This window comes from Methylobacterium sp. Ger2507 (assembly GCF_055231875.1).
On the sequence record NZ_JBUYVC010000001.1, the window covers coordinates 794,098 to 808,202 of the forward strand.

The following is a 14,105-nucleotide window of genomic DNA, read 5'->3' on the forward strand; positions in this document are numbered from 1 at the left end:
ACGGAAGGACTGGAACTCAGGTGCGCCTGCCCAAAGCGACCTCGCTGACGACGCGGATCAAGCACGCCGCCCTGGCCTTTGATGCCTGGGTGAACGCGAGCCTGTACGATGGCGGCCGCTCGGCAGGCGAGACCTACGAGCGATTCCAAGAGCGTATGAACGTGTTCGCGGTGCGGGGCTGGAAGCGCGTCACCCTAGACCTGACCAGCGAGGCGGTGACCCTCGGCACCGGCGGGGCCGTGCTGATGCTGGCGCTGGCGCAGCCCGCCTTCAACCTGACCAATGACAACTGGCTCAAGGCCCAGGATCTCGCGGTGACCTTCCTCGACCGCTACGGCACCGAAGTCGGGCGGCGCGGGATCAAGCACGATGATTCGCTCAAGCTCGACGACTTTCCCGACATCATGATCAAGGCCCTGGTCTCGACGGAAGACCGGCGTTTCTACGAGCATTGGGGTATCGACCCCATCGGCACCGCCCGCGCGCTGGTGTCGAACTCGCGCGGCGGCGGCAACACCCAGGGCGGCTCGTCGATCACCCAGCAGCTCGCCAAAAACCTGTTCCTCACGAACGAGCGCTCGCTTGAGCGCAAGATCAACGAGGCCTTCCTGGCGCTCTGGCTGGAGAGCCATCTCTCCAAGAACGAGATCCTGAAGCTCTATCTCGACCGCGCCTATATGGGCGGCGGCACCTTCGGCGCCGTGGCGGCGGCGGACTATTATTTCGGCAAGCCGCTCAAGGACATCTCCCTGGCCGAAGCCGCGATGCTGGCCGGCCTGTTCAAGGCGCCGACCAAGTACGCCCCCCATGTGAACCTACCGGCGGCCCGCGCCCGTGCCGTCGATGTGCTGCACAACATGGTCGAGGCCGGCTTCCTCACCGAGGGCCAGATCCAAACGGCCTTGCGCAACCCTGCGACGCCCGTAACGCGCACCCGCGACATCACGGCGGACTATTATCTCGACTGGGCCTTCGGCGAGATCAAGCAAATGGCCGACGCTGGCCGCTTCCGCAGCGACCGGGTACTCACCGTCAAGACGCCGCTCGATCTCACCATCCAGCGGCGGGCCGACGAGGTGGTGCAGAACACCCTGCGCCGGCTCGGCGATCAGTACGAGGTCGACGAGGCCGCGATGGTGATCCTCGACCCCGATGGCGCGCTGCGGGCGATGGTCGGCGGCGCCGATTACGGCGAGAGCCAGTTCAACCGCGCCACCGATGCGCTGCGCCAGCCTGGCTCGTCGTTCAAGCCCTATGTCTACGCGGCCGGCCTCGCCGCGGGCCTGTATCGGCCGGATACCCGCGTCGTCGATCGGCCTGTCTGCATTGGCAACTGGTGCCCGCAGAACTACGGACGCTCGTTCTCGGGCGCCACGACTCTGACCGTGGCGGTGGCCAAATCCATCAACACCATCCCGATTCAGGTCTCGATCGCGCTCGGCAAGGCGATGGGCATCTCGCACGAGGCCCGGGCGGCTGCCGCCGGGCGCAAGAAGATCATCGAGACCGCCCACGCTATGGGCATCACCACGCAGCTGACCGATTCCGTCTCCCTGCCCATCGGTTCGGCCGAGGTGAACGTCATCGATCAGGCCGCCGGCTACGCGGTGTTCGCCAATGGCGGTCGCAAGGCCAAGCCCTACGCGGCGATGGAGGTGAAGAACTCGTCCGGCGAGGTGATCTATCGCCATGCCGACGAGCCGATGCGGCAGGTGCTGTCGACCCAGGTGGTCGCCGATATGAACTACATGCTCACCAAGGTGGTGGAGGAAGGCACCGGCAAGCGCGCCGCGCTGGAGGGCATCAAGGTGGCGGGCAAGTCCGGCACCACGAATGCCTATCGCGACGCCTGGTTCGTCGGCTACACCGGCAATTATGTCGGCGCCGTCTGGTTCGGCAACGACGATCACACCTCTACCAACAAGATGACCGGCGGCTCGCTGCCCGCCATGACCTGGCATGACGTCATGGAAGTCGCACACCAGGGCATCGAGCTGAAGCCGATGCCGGGCCTGAAGGATCCGGGCCGCGCGGTGGCCCAGGCCGGCCCGAGCGCGGCACCCGTCAACGCCGCGGCGAGTGCGGCCGGCAAGCTTTCGCGACGGTCCTTCGAGGTCATTGGCAGCATGAACGGCCTGTTCCGCCAAGTGGAGCGAGCGCCCGAGAAGACCTCTGCCCTCCAGCCCGCAAGCGTACCGGGCGCGGTGGCGGAGGGAACCCGCGCTGGCGGCCGCATCGGCACCCCGTAACTGGCGATGATGCGCATGACATTGGCCGAGACGGTGGCGCGATTGCGCCCGGACCAGACCCGCCCGCCCGCTTCCCAGCCAACAAGCACAGGCACCGTTGGCCCGCTGCGGAGCGGAGTTTCCGGACGCCTTGCCGGACCTCTGCGACGCGGCGTGCGCCGGGCCTCGACCGTGACGCTGATGCTCTACGCCCTGGCGCTTGGCGCCGGAATCGGGCTGGCCACCGCCGATTACGCCACGCGGGGCGGCTATCCGTTCGGGGGCGTCCCGGTCGGAGCCTGGACGGCCTGGCCGAAGATTGGCTCTGTGGGCGCGGACCCCTACGCCCGCGCGGTCAACGCCCGGCGGGGCGAGATCCCCCTGGCGATCGGCGAGGGTATGCTGCTGACCGCGGAGCAGGACGAATCCGGGCAGACCCTCGACGCCGCGTGCACCTACCAAGTGGCGGGCGTGACGCCGCCCGCTCGCGCTTGGACGGTGACGGTCGCCGGGCGCGGGCCGCGTGATTCGGAGGCAGCACCGATGCGCGAAGGCTTCACCTCCACGGAGATCCTTCGCGAGACCGACGGGCATTTTGCCATCACGCTTTCGCCCGAGGTGCAGCCCGGCAACTGGCTGCCGATGCCCCGCGCGAAGGGTCCTGTGCGCTTGGCGCTCCGTCTCTACGACACCCCCGTGGCGGCCAGTGCCGGCAACCTGGACCGCTCGGCGGTACCGGCCGTCACCCGAACCGGATGTGCCCCATGACGCCGCGCGGACGCTTTCTGGTCGCCACCCTGTCGGGGCTGGTGATCGCCGGCCTCGTGCATGTGGCCACGGTGCTGCTGATCCCGAGGCTGGCGGAGGGAGATGCCCTCTCCCGGGCACGATCGGGAGAGAGCCTCGACCATCCGATGCCGGTGAACACGGTGGCGACCGGTGACGCGCCGCCCCCCGTTGAGGCATGGCTGCCGATCCCCGATCCTGCGGTCGCGGTCGGCCTGTGCGCCTTCGATTTGACCGAGGGACCGATGCGGGTCTCTGCCCGCACCGGTCCCCTGATGCTGTCCCTGGCGGTGCATGGGCCGCGTGGCGCCTTCTATGCGGTCACCGATCAGGCGGCCGTGCGCGGTGCCCTCGATCTGGTTGTCCTCACGCGGGCCCAGTACGACGAGGCGCTCGCCAATGCCGACGAGGACGAGGTGAGCCACGATGTCCGCATCGTCGCCGCCGACGCCAAGGGCTTCGTGGTGGTGCGGATCATCGCGGCGCTTCCAAGTCAGCGCGCGACCGCGGATGCGGCCGTGCAGGCGGTCTCCTGCACGGTCGACAGCCCAGCCGATGAGAAGACCGGCGGCTAAGGTAGCCCCAGGACCTGCTCAGTACTTGGCGACGATCGGCTTTGCCGCCGCTACCTCGACCGTCACCTCGGGCAGGAGCCCGCATCGCGCCTCGGCCTCCGGGGGCACCAGGGGGTCGAGCAGGGGATTTCGGCCGTTGAGGGCCGCCAGGGCCTGTGCCACGGCCGTGAGCTCCGGACCCGGCGCCTCGATCACCAAATGCTCCAGAGCGTAGCGGTAGCGCCCGGCGCGCCGTCGGGTCTCAAGTCGAACCCAGGCGATCAGGCAGCGGTTCTCGGCCACTCGCATGGCGGCCTGGCGCACATCGCCGTCGTCAAGGCTCTTGGCGAAGGGCAGGCTGCGAAGGCGCAAGGCATCGGCCTCCTTCACCCGAACGGCCAGGGCGACGAATTGCGGAATCAGCCGCGCATCGGCGCCGATATCCTCCGACAGCCGCCGGTAGCGCGAGACCGGTGAGCGGAAGGCCTCCGCCATCAGGATATCGTGGTAGGCCGCGGGATCATCGGTGCGCCAGGACGGGGGCAGCACACGGGTGCGGGTCAGGTTGGCGAGGGCGTCCGTGAAGGCCTCGTGCCCAGCCGCAGGCATCAGGAAGCGCCAGGCACGGTCGCGCAGGGTGCGCTCCTCGTCGGTGAACGGAAAGGTTGAGGCCGGCTCCTCGCGTTCCTGCGCGGCCAGAGTTCCGGTGGTCTCGACCAGACTGTTCCAGGCGCCGGCCTTAGGACGTCCGAAATCGCCCTGCTGCGCGCAACCGGTCAGAAGCACCAGGATCGCGAGGGGCGTCAGATGCCGGGAGCGCGGCCGTCGCGCGAGGAAGCATCCGGTTCGGAACAAAGGCATCCTCCGGGAACGGAGCAGTTCGTGGTCAGGAACGACGACGCAGGCGCGGGGCGGGCGCGTCCGGCTCGGGCATGCGCTCGTAGCGGATGCCGGTGAAGAGCAGGATGGCACCGCGCGGAGTATCCGCGTCCGCACGCCGGAAGCGGCGGGCAGGTCCCGCGAAGGGCACCACCTGGGCTGTCTGGCGCTCGGGATGGCGCTCGGTGCCGCCCGTCTCGGGCGACCGTTTGACGTTCATCCGAGGCGCGTTCATCCGGGGAGAGTTCATCGGCTTGGTTCCGATTCCATTCGATCTCTGAAGCGAGCCGTCATCAGGCCTGCCCTCACCGCATCCGGGCCGTTCCGGTATCGCGGCGGTGCCGGCAGAGATCAGCATGGGGTGGTTAACGGAACCTTGCGATGCTGCCGCCAACACCGTCTTCCCCGACTGGCCATGAGGGGACCGGACCAGCGTGGCTTCCAGGCAACGGAGCCACTTCGTCCGTATGGCCCGCGACTTGCACCCCCGGGACTGCCCATGGCGGGCATTTCCTCCCTTGTACTCGGCCCTGCTCGCCCGGCGAGCGGGGCTTTTTTTGTTCGGCGGACCATGCGCGGATCTTTAGTGGCCCTGATCGATCCGGGAGCGAACGCACGGAACACGCGGCGGTCGAGGCGCTTGCTAAGGGCGGGTCGCGCCCGATATGCCGTGTCGCTTCCGATCGAACGGTCGTACTTTTCGCGAACGCCCATCACCCCAACGCCATTTCATTTCCGATTGAAGGACACCGCCGGATGCGCGTGGTTATCTCCCGACTCTCAAGCCCGAACCGGGGCCTCAAAGCGGCCCTGAGCCTGGCGCCTTTCGCGCTCCTGATGATGGCTGTCAGCCCGGCCCAGGCCCAGCGCGAGGACCAGGGGCTTCAGCTCGGATGTGCCAACGACTACTTCCGCCTCTGCGCCGGCGTCGATCCCAACAGCCAGGACGCGGAGCGCTGCATGGATCGCAACCGCTCCCGGCTGTCCCCCGAGTGCAAAGCCGCCATCGGCGACTATGACCGCCGTAGCGGTGGAAAATCCCAGAAGTAAGGTGCCGTCCGGCACGCCGCATCACGGTCGGGACGGGCATCGACGGTGTCCGTTCCCAGACAGAGGTTTGACAGCATGACCCTGACCGTCGCGGTGCAGATGGATCCGATCCAGTCGATCCGGATCGCCGGGGACACCACGTTCGCGCTCCTGCTCGAAGCCCAAGCGCGCGGGCACCGGCTCCTGCACTACACGCCGGACCGCCTGTCGATGCAGGGCAATGCCGTGACGGCGCGGGTCGAGGCCCTGACGGTACAGGACGTGGAGGGCGCACACGCGAACCTGGGCGCCCCCGAACGCATCGACCTGTCGAGTGTCGACGTGGTTCTGATGCGCCAGGATCCGCCCTTCGACATGGCCTACATCACCGCCACACACATGCTGGAGCGCATCCATCCACGCACCCTGGTGGTGAACAACCCGGCCGAGGTCCGCAACGCCCCTGAGAAGCTGTTCGTCCTCGACTTCCCCGAGTTGATGCCGCCCACCCTGATCACCCGCGATAAGGCGGAGATCGAGGCGTTCCGGGCCGAGCACGGCGCCATCGTGATGAAGCCCCTCCACGGGCATGGCGGCGCGGCGGTGTTCCGGGTCCTGCCCGAGGACGCGAATTTCGGCTCGATGTTCGACCTGTTCTCGGTCACCTTCCGCGAGCAGTGGGTGGTGCAGCGATTCCTGCCGCGCATCACCGAGGGCGACAAGCGCATCATCCTGGTCGATGGCGAGCCGATGGGTGCCATCAACCGGGTGCCCGCCCTCAACGATATCCGCTCGAACATGGTGCGGGGTGGGGCGGCGGCGGCCTCCGACCTGACCGAGCGCGAGCGTGCGATCTGCGCTACCATTGGTCCGGAACTGAAGCGCCGAGGCCTGATCCTGGTCGGGATCGACGTCATCGACGGAAACCTGACCGAAATCAATGTGACCTCGCCGACAGGTATCCGGGCGATCAAGCGCCTCGGCGGGCCGGACTTGGCGGTTTCTGTGTGGGACGCAATCGAGGGCCGCGTCGGCACGGTCCTGTCCGCCTGACGGGCGCTCACACTCGGCTGTCTTAAAACGACACGACCCGGGCAAGCCCGGGTCGTGTGCTTTGTGGTCCTCGGACTCAGACCAGTCCGAGTTTCTGGGCCAAGCCGATGCGTTGGAGCTTGCCGGTAGCACCCTTCGGGATTTCGTCCAGGATCAGGATCTTGGCCGGCACCTTGAAGGCGGCGAGGCGTTCCGAGGCGAAGCCGCGCAGTTCCTTCTCGGCGAGGTGCTGGCCCTCGCGGAGCACGATGGCGGCGCAAACGTCTTCGCCCAGTTTGTCATGTGGCATCGCGAAGGTGACGCATTGCGATACTGCCGGATGGTCCATCAGGATCTCGTCGACTTCGCGCGGGGAGATTTTCTCGCCGCCCCGGTTGATGATTTCCTTGAGGCGCCCGGTGATGGACAGGTAGCCCTCGGGCGTCAGCGATCCCTGGTCGCCGGTGCGGAACCAGCCCTGCTTGGTGAAGGCCTCGGCATTGGCCTTGTCGTTGTTCTCGTAGCCGGACATCACGTTGTTGCCGCGGATGACGATCTCACCGGTCTCGCCCGCGGGCATCGGCTCGCCGTCCTCGTCCACGATCGCGATCTCGGGGCCGGCCGCGAGGCCGACCGAGCCGGCGTAATGCGGACGCGGCGGCAGCGGATTGGAGGCCATCTGGTGGGAGGCCTCGGTCATGCCGTAGGCCTCGATCAGGGGAGCGCCGAACACCTCCTCGATTTCCTTCATCACCTGGGGCGGCATGGAGGATGAGGAGGACCGGATGAAGCGCAAGGGGTTGGCCTCGATGGCCTCCCGGTTGCGTGCGGCCCGGCTAAGGATCGCCTGATGCATGGTCGGCACGGCGGTGTACCAGGTCGGGCGAACCTCGCTCATCCACCCGAAGAACTTGAGGGCGTTGAAGCCCGGCGTGCACGACACCTGACCGCCGGCCGAGAGCGGGGCCAGGATGCCGGCGATCAGCCCGTGGATGTGGAACAGCGGCATGATGTTGAGGCCGCGATCCTCGGCCGTGAAGGCCAGGGTGGTGCGGATGTTGCGGGCCGAAGCACAGACATTCGACTGCTTCAGCGGCACGATCTTCGGGCGCGATGTGGTGCCGGAGGTGTGCAGCACGAGGCCGATATCGTCCGGGTGAGCCGGACCACCCTGCGCGGCAGGCGAAGCCCCGGCCCCCTCGAACGACAGGGTGAAGCTGCCGGCCCCTTCCTCAGGGGTCGGGCGAAGGCGCACCACTGGCACGCCGAGACGGGCAGCGACCGCGATGGCCGGGCTGTCGGAGCCGTCCGCAACCACGAGGAGCTTCGCGTTGAGATCGGAAAGGTAGAACGTGAACTCGTCGGCCTTGTAGCTCGGGTTGAGGGGAGCGGCCGTGGTCCCGGCCCCGATGGCGATGAAGGCGGCCGCCATTTCAGGTCCGTTGTCGAGGACGATGCCGACCCGGTCGTTCCGGCCGAGGCCCTGTGCATTCAGGGCCGCGATGGTCCGGTCCGTGAGGCCGCGGAGCTGGCCGAAGGTCAGGGGCACGCCGCCAGGGCTGGACAGGGCGGTCGCGTCCGCGGCGCCGGCCTGGATCAGGGCGTGCAGGGTGGTGGCGGCGGGATGTGCGTGGGAAGTCTCGGCCATGGCGAAGCGTCCTCGAATGTCTTGGGGGTCAGGCCGGCATGATGGAGAGGCGCCCCTGCGCCCGCTCCAGGCTCTGGGAGAGGAGGCGCATCAGGGCGTAGACGGTGCCGATATGCGGGGTCGGGGTGTCGGTAAGGCGCCCGAGCTCGATGATTGAGCCGACCAGGGCCTCGAGTTCGATCGGGCGTCCCGCCTCCACGTCCTGCAGCATCGAGGTCTTGTGGGCGCCAACCTTCTCGGCGCCGGCGATGCGCCGTTCGATGCCGAGCTTGAAGGTGATGCCAAGGCGGTTCGCGATCGTCTCCGCCTCGCGCATCATGTCGGCGGCGAGTGCCCGAGTCTCGGGGAACTGGCAGATGTCGACCAGGGTGGCGTGACTGAGCGCCGAGATCGGATTGAAGCTGAGGTTGCCCCAGAGCTTGAGCCAGATCTCCGCCCGGATATCGCTGGTCACCGGCGCACGGAAGCCCGCCTTGATCAGGGTCTGGGCCAGCGATTGCACACGCGGCGACATCGAGCCGTCGAGTTCGCCGAGGCCGAAGCGGTGGCCTTCGACCACCTGCACCACGCCTGGCTCGGTCAGCACGGCGGCCGGGTAGACGACGGAGCCGATGACGTGCCTGGGATCGAGATGCTTCGCGATGAGGCCGCCCGGATCGGCGGTCTCCAGGTGGGTGCCCGTCAGGTCCCCGCCGTGACCTTGCGAAAAGTACCACCACGGGATGCCGTTCTGCATCGTCACCACCATCGTGTCGGGACCGATGAGGTGATGGAGGTCGGCCGCGATCGGACCGACCTGATGCGCCTTGACGGTGAGGAGCACGATGTCGTGCTTTCCCGCCTCGGCCATCGACTTCGTGGCCTTGAGGTTCGTCACGTGAATCTCGGAGCCGTTCTCCTCAATCAGCCGCATCCCGTTCTGCTGGATGGCGTCGAGGTTGGCGCCTCGGGCGATGAAGGTGACGTCCTCGCCCGCATGGGCGAGGCGCACACCGAGAAATCCTCCGATGGCGCCGGCGCCGACGATCGCGATGCTCATGTGGGTATCCTTGAAGCCTGTTCGGTTCGCGTCCGGTTCGTTGGAGTCGGGTGTCTCACGAAAACCCGTTCGACAGTATGCCGATGCCGGCGATCTCAACCTCGACGGTAGCGCCCTTCGGGATCGGCCCGGCGCCCACCGAGGTCCCACAGGCGATGAGGTCGCCGGGCTCCAGGGTCATGCCCCGGGAGAGTTCGGCCACCAGCTCGGCGGGTCGGCGCATCATGTCCGCCAGCGGATAGCGCTGCCGCTCGCGCCCATTGACCCGCACTGCGACCTCAAGGGCCTCGGGATCGAGGTCGGTGGCGATCACCGGGCCGAATGGTCCGAAGCCGTCGTAGCCTTTGGACCGGGTCCAGTGGGTGAAGCTCGGATCGGCTTTCAGGGCTTCAAGAGCGGTCACGTCGTTCACGCAGGTGTAGCCGAAGATGTGAGCCGCCGCCGCCTCCGGCGTGAGGTCGCGGCCGCGCCGGCCGATCACGATTCCAAGCTCGCCCTCGAACAGCAACCGCCCGCCCCCGTCCGGCGCCGTGACGGTCTGCCCGCTGGCCAGATAACAGCTCGCCGGCTTCACGAAGTAGAGCGGCACCTCGGGCCGGGTGAGGCCCTGCTTCTCGGCCGAAGCGTGGAAGTTGTTCCACAGGGCGATGTATTTCGAGGGCCGGCACGGCAGATCGAGAGTGACCTCGGCGAGCGGCAGCGTCGCACCGGTGGGCGCCGGGTCAGCGAAGAGATCGCCCTCGTGGACGGCGATCGTTCCTCCGTCGAGGCGGCCGAAGCCGCTCTCGCCGTCGTGGATGTAGCGGAGCCATCGGGCCATCTGCATCAGCTCCGGGCAATGAACCGGGCGCGCATCGGCTTCAGCACGAAGAGTGCGAGGAAGCCGGCCAGGAACGCCATGCCGGAGGCGGCGTAGAACACATTCTGCCACGAACCGGTCTTGGCCTGGATCATGAGAAGGATCGGAAGGAGCAGCGCGGCGGTGCCCTTGGCGGTGTAGAGGAGGCCCGCATTGGCGGCCGCGTTCTTGTCGCCGTAGGTGTCGCTGCAGGTGGCGGGGAACAGGGAGTAGATCTCGCCCCAGGCGAAGAACACGAGGCCGGTGAGCAGCACGAAGGCCATCGGGATGTGCGCGAACATGCCCAGTGCCAGGATGCCGGCGCCCTCGATCATGAAGGCGATCACCATGGTGTTCTCGCGGCCGATCTTGTCGGAGACCCAGCCGAAGAACGGCCGCGTCACACCGTTGAGCACCCGATCGATGGTCAGCGCGAAGGTCAGGGCCGGCAGGGTGATGCCGATGAGGGAGACGTTGACGCCCGCAACCTTGAAGTCCTTGGCGATGGGCGCCAGGGACGCCGCCGCCATCAGGCCGCCGGCCGCCATCATCACGAACATGAGGTACAGGAGCCAGAAGACCGGCGTCCGCACCATCTCGGCGGTGGAGTACTGCCGGCGGGTGACGGTGTTCACGGTCGCGGTGCGACCGGCGAGCATCCGGTCCTTGAAGGCGGTGCTCGGCGAGACGAGGAGCAAAGCCGCCAGCATGACGATGAGGCCCTGGCCGAGGCCGAACACGAAGAAGGTGTGCTGGTAGCCGGAATCGCGGATCATGTTGGCGATCGGGATCACCGTGAGGGCCGAGCCCGCGCCGAAACCGGCAGCGGTGAGGCCGGCAGCGAAGCCGCGCCGATCAGGAAACCATTTCAGGGCATTGCCGACGCAAGTGCCGTAGACTGCGCCCGCTCCGATGCCGCTGATGGCGGCGGCCGCGTACAGCATGGTCAACGTGTCGGCGTAGGAGTTCATCACCCAGCCGAGCGCGCAGAGGGCGCCGCCGAAGATGGTGACGAGGCGCGGGCCGTACTTGTCCACAAACCAGCCTTCGATCGGAACCAGCCAGGTTTCCATCACCACGAAGATCGTGAAAGCCCACTGGATCGCGGTGCGCTCCCAGCCGAACTTTTGCTGGATCGGATCGACGAACAGCGTCCAGCCGTATTGTAGGTTGGCGATCATCGACATGCACAGCACGCCGAGGAACAGCTGTCCCCAGCGGCCCAGTGGCGGCGCATCCACCTTGGTCGATGACCCCACCCGAGCGGCGTGAGCCTCAGCGGGCGTGATCGACGTCGCTCCCTGGGGAGCAGGCGCAGCACTACGCGCGGTCATAGGCGTCTTCCTCGGCTCAACTCTGGTTTATGGTGTTCGGTTTTATCGGCAGTTATTTTGAATTCAAGGATCTATACCTCGCGTAACCCTCGGGCTCGCCTGCAAAATTTTTGGGTTAAGCATCCAAAAAATTTGAGATGCTGGCGGACACTGGCGCAGCCTCCATCCTTCTCTTGCGGCGCATTAATTCTGTTTGCGACGCAGCAGCGGAAGCCTGTTCCATCATTGGAGAAGGGTCTTGCGTGGGCTTCGGGAGAGGCTTCGAGAATCGTTGGGAATGGGATCCGCGCGGAGCGCTCGCGTGCGCCAGCCCTTGGCATTCGGCCGATCCCAGCGGCGGCGGCCCGGTGGATGAGGCCCCGTGGATCGGAGGTGAGATCCGTGGCACCCAAGGGTTACGTGGCGGGGTGATCGCCTCGCCGGGGGAATGCCAGGATGCCGATACGCCACTGGGCCGAGTTGACGACGAACGAGATCCGGAACCGTGACATGGGGCAGGCCATCGCGGTGTTGCCCGTCGCGGCGATCGAGCAGCACGGGCCGCACCTGCCGCTCGCCACCGACACCATCATTGCCGAGGGCTATCTGGCCCATCTCGCCGCCCTCCCGGCGGACGAGCTCGACGTACTGCTGCTGCCGGTTCAGGCCATCGGCAAGTCCGACGAGCACGATGGCTTTGCCGGAACCCTGACCCTGGACACCGGCACCGCCCTGGAGGCCTGGACAAGCATCGGCGATGGGGTGCGGCGTGCCGGCTGCGAAAAACTCGTTCTGGTCACCTCTCACGGGGGCAACAGCGGCCTGATCGATCTGGTGGCCGGGACGTTGCGCGGGCGGCACGGCATGGTGGCGGTGACCACGGCCTGGAGCCGCTTCGGCTACCCCGACGGACTGTTTCCCGAGGCGGAAATCCGCCACGGCATCCATGGCGGCGGCATTGAGACCGCCCTGATGCTGGCGCTACGGCCCGACTTGGTCCGGCGAAACCACATCGCCGATTTTACCCCGCGCACCGTGGCGATGGCTGAAACCTTCACGCATCTGCGTGCCGGTCGCCCCGCGGCCTTTGCCTGGAAGGCACAGGACCTCAACCCGGCCGGTGCCATCGGCGATGCCCGCCTCGGTACGGCGGAGGCCGGCGCTCGCGCCCTCGATCATGGAGCCCGTGCCTTCCTCGAACTCCTGCGCGACGTCGACCGCTTTCGTCTTGCCCAGTGAATCTCGGCCATGACCCGGGGCTCGCCCCTGCGGGCGGTAACCGCGCCGGCTCCCGGCGCGAAGAAGCCTGACATGAGAGGCGCGACATCCCGGATCGCGGAGTTCACCCGATGGCCGGATTTCATTCCGTGGCATTTGCAGTCCTGGCCGGACCCGATCGGCCCGATGGCTCCGCATCGCGGGCCGAGGAGAGGTTTGGCTGGACCGAAGCCCGGCGGCGCCCGGCGGAGGATCATGGAATTCCAGAGCGCATGACTCAGGATCGGACGCTCTCGGCCGCCATGGCGGCGGCGCAGGCCGGCGATGCCGAGGCCTATCGCCGCCTGCTGCACGACTGTCTGCCGGTGATCGCCGGCATGGCGCGGGCGCAGGGGGTCCGACCGGAGGCGGTGGACGACGTGGTGCAGGATGTGCTGCTGACCATCCATCGGGCTCGGGCGACCTATGATCCGGCCCGGCCCTTCCTGCCCTGGCTGCGCGCCATCACACAGCGCCGCGCCATCGACGGGATGCGTCGCGCCGGTCGGCGATCCCGCGAGATCCATGATCCGGTCGCCTACGAGGCCGAGACCGACGGCGGGCCTGCCCCCGGCCAGGGCCTGGAGGCGCGGGACCGCGCGCGCATCCTGGCCCGGGCGGTTGCGGGACTCCCGGAAGGGCAGCGGCAGGCGGTGGAGCACCTCGCCCTGAAGGAGCGAAGCCTCGACGAGACGGCGCAGCTGACGGGGCGCAGCAAGGGCGCCCTCAAGGTCAACCTGCACCGGGCCCTGAAGGCCCTGCGCCTGGCCCTCGGACCCGACTCCGCCGATCTGGGCCGACCGAAACCGGATCCCGCCGCTCGGGAGCGAGGAACACACGATGTCTGAGCGCGCCCACACCATCCCGCACGACGTCCTGGTGGACAGCCTCGCGCGAGGCCTGACCCCAGTCCGGCCCCTGCCCGCACCCGAATTCCGAGCGTTCACTTGGTGTGCGGCGGCCCTCGCCCTCGGTCTGGCGCTGATGCCGTTCGCGGATCTCGACGCCCTTCGCACGCGCATGGCGGTTCCGGATCTGCGCTATGCTGCACTCGGCGCCGTGCTGACTGCCGTCGCGGCCGCGCTCGCCGCCTTCCAGACCAGCGTGCCGGGGCGGTCATGGGCCTGGGCGACGCTGCCGCTGGCACCGGCGGCCCTCTGGATCGGCGCGAGCGGACTGGGCTGCCTGCGCGCTTGGGTGGCCCCTGGCACGGGTGCTCCGGACCTGCCCGAAGCCAGCGGATGCCTCGTCTTCCTGCTCACCGTCTCGCTCCCGCTCTCCCTCGGGCTCGTGCTGATGCTGCGACGGGCCTGCCCCTTACGCCCCAATCTCACGGCGGCGCTGGCCGGGCTCTCGGCGGCGGCGGCGGCGGCGGCATTGCTGGTGCCGTTCCATCCCCATGACGCCACGGCGACGGACCTCGCCCTGCATCTCGTGGTCGTCGGCCTCGTCATCGGCGCCAACAGCCTCGCCGGGGGGCGCCTGCTGGCGCGCGGCTGAGC

At 67.8% G+C, this 14,105-nt stretch carries 14 protein-coding genes; 8 read left to right on the forward strand and 6 right to left on the reverse strand.

Features of this window, described 5'->3' with window-relative positions; translation table 11 throughout:
• Nucleotides 1-20: 20 nt before the first annotated feature.
• The 3 genes from ACV7NL_RS03710 to ACV7NL_RS03720 are packed head-to-tail and all read left to right on the forward strand — an operon-like array spanning nucleotide 21 to nucleotide 3,589.
• On the forward strand, nucleotides 21-2,249 hold the full coding sequence (locus tag ACV7NL_RS03710) for a transglycosylase domain-containing protein (RefSeq protein WP_056182574.1): 2,229 nt from the start codon (nucleotides 21-23) through the stop codon (nucleotides 2,247-2,249).
• A gap of 6 nt (nucleotides 2,250-2,255) precedes the next feature.
• Complete coding sequence (locus ACV7NL_RS03715) at nucleotides 2,256-2,996, forward strand: DUF1214 domain-containing protein (protein WP_443136737.1); 741 nt, start codon at nucleotides 2,256-2,258, stop codon at nucleotides 2,994-2,996.
• Nucleotides 2,993-3,589: a DUF1254 domain-containing protein gene (locus tag ACV7NL_RS03720; protein ID WP_056182577.1), complete on the forward strand. Its 597-nt coding sequence runs from the start codon at nucleotides 2,993-2,995 to the stop codon at nucleotides 3,587-3,589. The genes ACV7NL_RS03715 and ACV7NL_RS03720 overlap by 4 nt, the downstream gene beginning before the upstream one ends.
• A gap of 18 nt (nucleotides 3,590-3,607) precedes the next feature.
• Here the strand turns inward: ACV7NL_RS03720 and ACV7NL_RS03725 are convergent, their stop codons facing one another.
• Entirely contained in the window at nucleotides 3,608-4,429 is an 822-nt protein-coding gene (locus ACV7NL_RS03725; RefSeq protein ID WP_443136738.1) for a hypothetical protein, read from the reverse strand.
• A 25-nt stretch (nucleotides 4,430-4,454) separates the two neighbouring features.
• A complete protein-coding gene (locus ACV7NL_RS03730) occupies nucleotides 4,455-4,667 on the reverse strand; it encodes a hypothetical protein (RefSeq protein WP_056182578.1) in 213 nt (70 codons plus the stop codon).
• Nucleotides 4,668-5,203: 536 nt separating this feature from the next.
• On the opposite strand from ACV7NL_RS03730, the gene ACV7NL_RS03735 reads away from it, so the two are divergent.
• Nucleotides 5,204-5,497 carry a hypothetical protein gene (locus ACV7NL_RS03735; RefSeq protein WP_056182581.1) on the forward strand — a complete coding sequence of 98 codons (294 nt, stop codon included), beginning with the start codon at nucleotides 5,204-5,206 and terminating at the stop codon, nucleotides 5,495-5,497.
• Between the two features lie 75 nt (nucleotides 5,498-5,572).
• Entirely contained in the window at nucleotides 5,573-6,529 is a 957-nt protein-coding gene (gene gshB / locus ACV7NL_RS03740) for a glutathione synthase (RefSeq protein WP_056182585.1), read from the forward strand.
• Nucleotides 6,530-6,605: 76 nt separating this feature from the next.
• Here the strand turns inward: gshB and ACV7NL_RS03745 are convergent, their stop codons facing one another.
• From ACV7NL_RS03745 to oxlT, 4 genes are read right to left on the reverse strand one after another with little or no spacing between them, the layout of a single operon-like run.
• A complete protein-coding gene (locus ACV7NL_RS03745) occupies nucleotides 6,606-8,156 on the reverse strand; it encodes an acyl--CoA ligase (protein WP_463354966.1) in 1,551 nt (516 codons plus the stop codon).
• Nucleotides 8,157-8,184: 28 nt separating this feature from the next.
• Complete coding sequence (locus tag ACV7NL_RS03750; protein WP_463354967.1) at nucleotides 8,185-9,195, reverse strand: ketopantoate reductase family protein; 1,011 nt, start codon at nucleotides 9,193-9,195, stop codon at nucleotides 8,185-8,187.
• Between the two features lie 55 nt (nucleotides 9,196-9,250).
• Complete coding sequence (locus ACV7NL_RS03755) at nucleotides 9,251-10,015, reverse strand: fumarylacetoacetate hydrolase family protein (protein WP_056486115.1); 765 nt, start codon at nucleotides 10,013-10,015, stop codon at nucleotides 9,251-9,253.
• A 5-nt stretch (nucleotides 10,016-10,020) separates the two neighbouring features.
• Entirely contained in the window at nucleotides 10,021-11,367 is a 1,347-nt protein-coding gene (gene oxlT, locus ACV7NL_RS03760) for an oxalate/formate MFS antiporter (RefSeq protein ID WP_082507802.1), read from the reverse strand.
• A gap of 435 nt (nucleotides 11,368-11,802) precedes the next feature.
• Between oxlT and ACV7NL_RS03765 the strand changes: the two genes are divergently transcribed.
• From ACV7NL_RS03765 to ACV7NL_RS03775, 3 genes are all read left to right on the forward strand, one after another.
• Nucleotides 11,803-12,585, forward strand: coding sequence for a creatininase family protein (locus tag ACV7NL_RS03765; protein WP_463354968.1), 783 nt, complete (start codon nucleotides 11,803-11,805; stop codon nucleotides 12,583-12,585).
• Between the two features lie 251 nt (nucleotides 12,586-12,836).
• Nucleotides 12,837-13,451, forward strand: coding sequence for a sigma-70 family RNA polymerase sigma factor (locus tag ACV7NL_RS03770; protein WP_056485477.1), 615 nt, complete (start codon nucleotides 12,837-12,839; stop codon nucleotides 13,449-13,451).
• Nucleotides 13,444-14,103: an NrsF family protein gene (locus ACV7NL_RS03775; RefSeq protein ID WP_463354969.1), complete on the forward strand. Its 660-nt coding sequence runs from the start codon at nucleotides 13,444-13,446 to the stop codon at nucleotides 14,101-14,103. Before ACV7NL_RS03770 ends, ACV7NL_RS03775 begins: the two co-directional genes overlap by 8 nt.
• Nucleotides 14,104-14,105 lie beyond the last annotated feature (2 nt).

Coding starts and splice junctions, on each gene's coding strand:
- ACV7NL_RS03715 (WP_443136737.1), top strand. CDS start 2,256: ATGATGCGCATGACATTGGCCGAGACGGTGGCGCGATTGCGCCCGGAC.
- ACV7NL_RS03720 (WP_056182577.1), top strand. CDS start 2,993: ATGACGCCGCGCGGACGCTTTCTGGTCGCCACCCTGTCGGGGCTGGTG.
- ACV7NL_RS03725 (WP_443136738.1), bottom strand. CDS start 4,429: ATGCCTTTGTTCCGAACCGGATGCTTCCTCGCGCGACGGCCGCGCTCC.
- ACV7NL_RS03730 (WP_056182578.1), bottom strand. CDS start 4,667: ATGAACGTCAAACGGTCGCCCGAGACGGGCGGCACCGAGCGCCATCCC.
- ACV7NL_RS03735 (WP_056182581.1), top strand. CDS start 5,204: ATGCGCGTGGTTATCTCCCGACTCTCAAGCCCGAACCGGGGCCTCAAA.
- gshB (WP_056182585.1), top strand. CDS start 5,573: ATGACCCTGACCGTCGCGGTGCAGATGGATCCGATCCAGTCGATCCGG.
- ACV7NL_RS03745 (WP_463354966.1), bottom strand. CDS start 8,156: ATGGCCGAGACTTCCCACGCACATCCCGCCGCCACCACCCTGCACGCC.
- ACV7NL_RS03750 (WP_463354967.1), bottom strand. CDS start 9,195: ATGAGCATCGCGATCGTCGGCGCCGGCGCCATCGGAGGATTTCTCGGT.
- ACV7NL_RS03755 (WP_056486115.1), bottom strand. CDS start 10,015: ATGGCCCGATGGCTCCGCTACATCCACGACGGCGAGAGCGGCTTCGGC.
- oxlT (WP_082507802.1), bottom strand. CDS start 11,367: ATGACCGCGCGTAGTGCTGCGCCTGCTCCCCAGGGAGCGACGTCGATC.
- ACV7NL_RS03765 (WP_463354968.1), top strand. CDS start 11,803: ATGCCGATACGCCACTGGGCCGAGTTGACGACGAACGAGATCCGGAAC.
- ACV7NL_RS03770 (WP_056485477.1), top strand. CDS start 12,837: ATGACTCAGGATCGGACGCTCTCGGCCGCCATGGCGGCGGCGCAGGCC.
- ACV7NL_RS03775 (WP_463354969.1), top strand. CDS start 13,444: ATGTCTGAGCGCGCCCACACCATCCCGCACGACGTCCTGGTGGACAGC.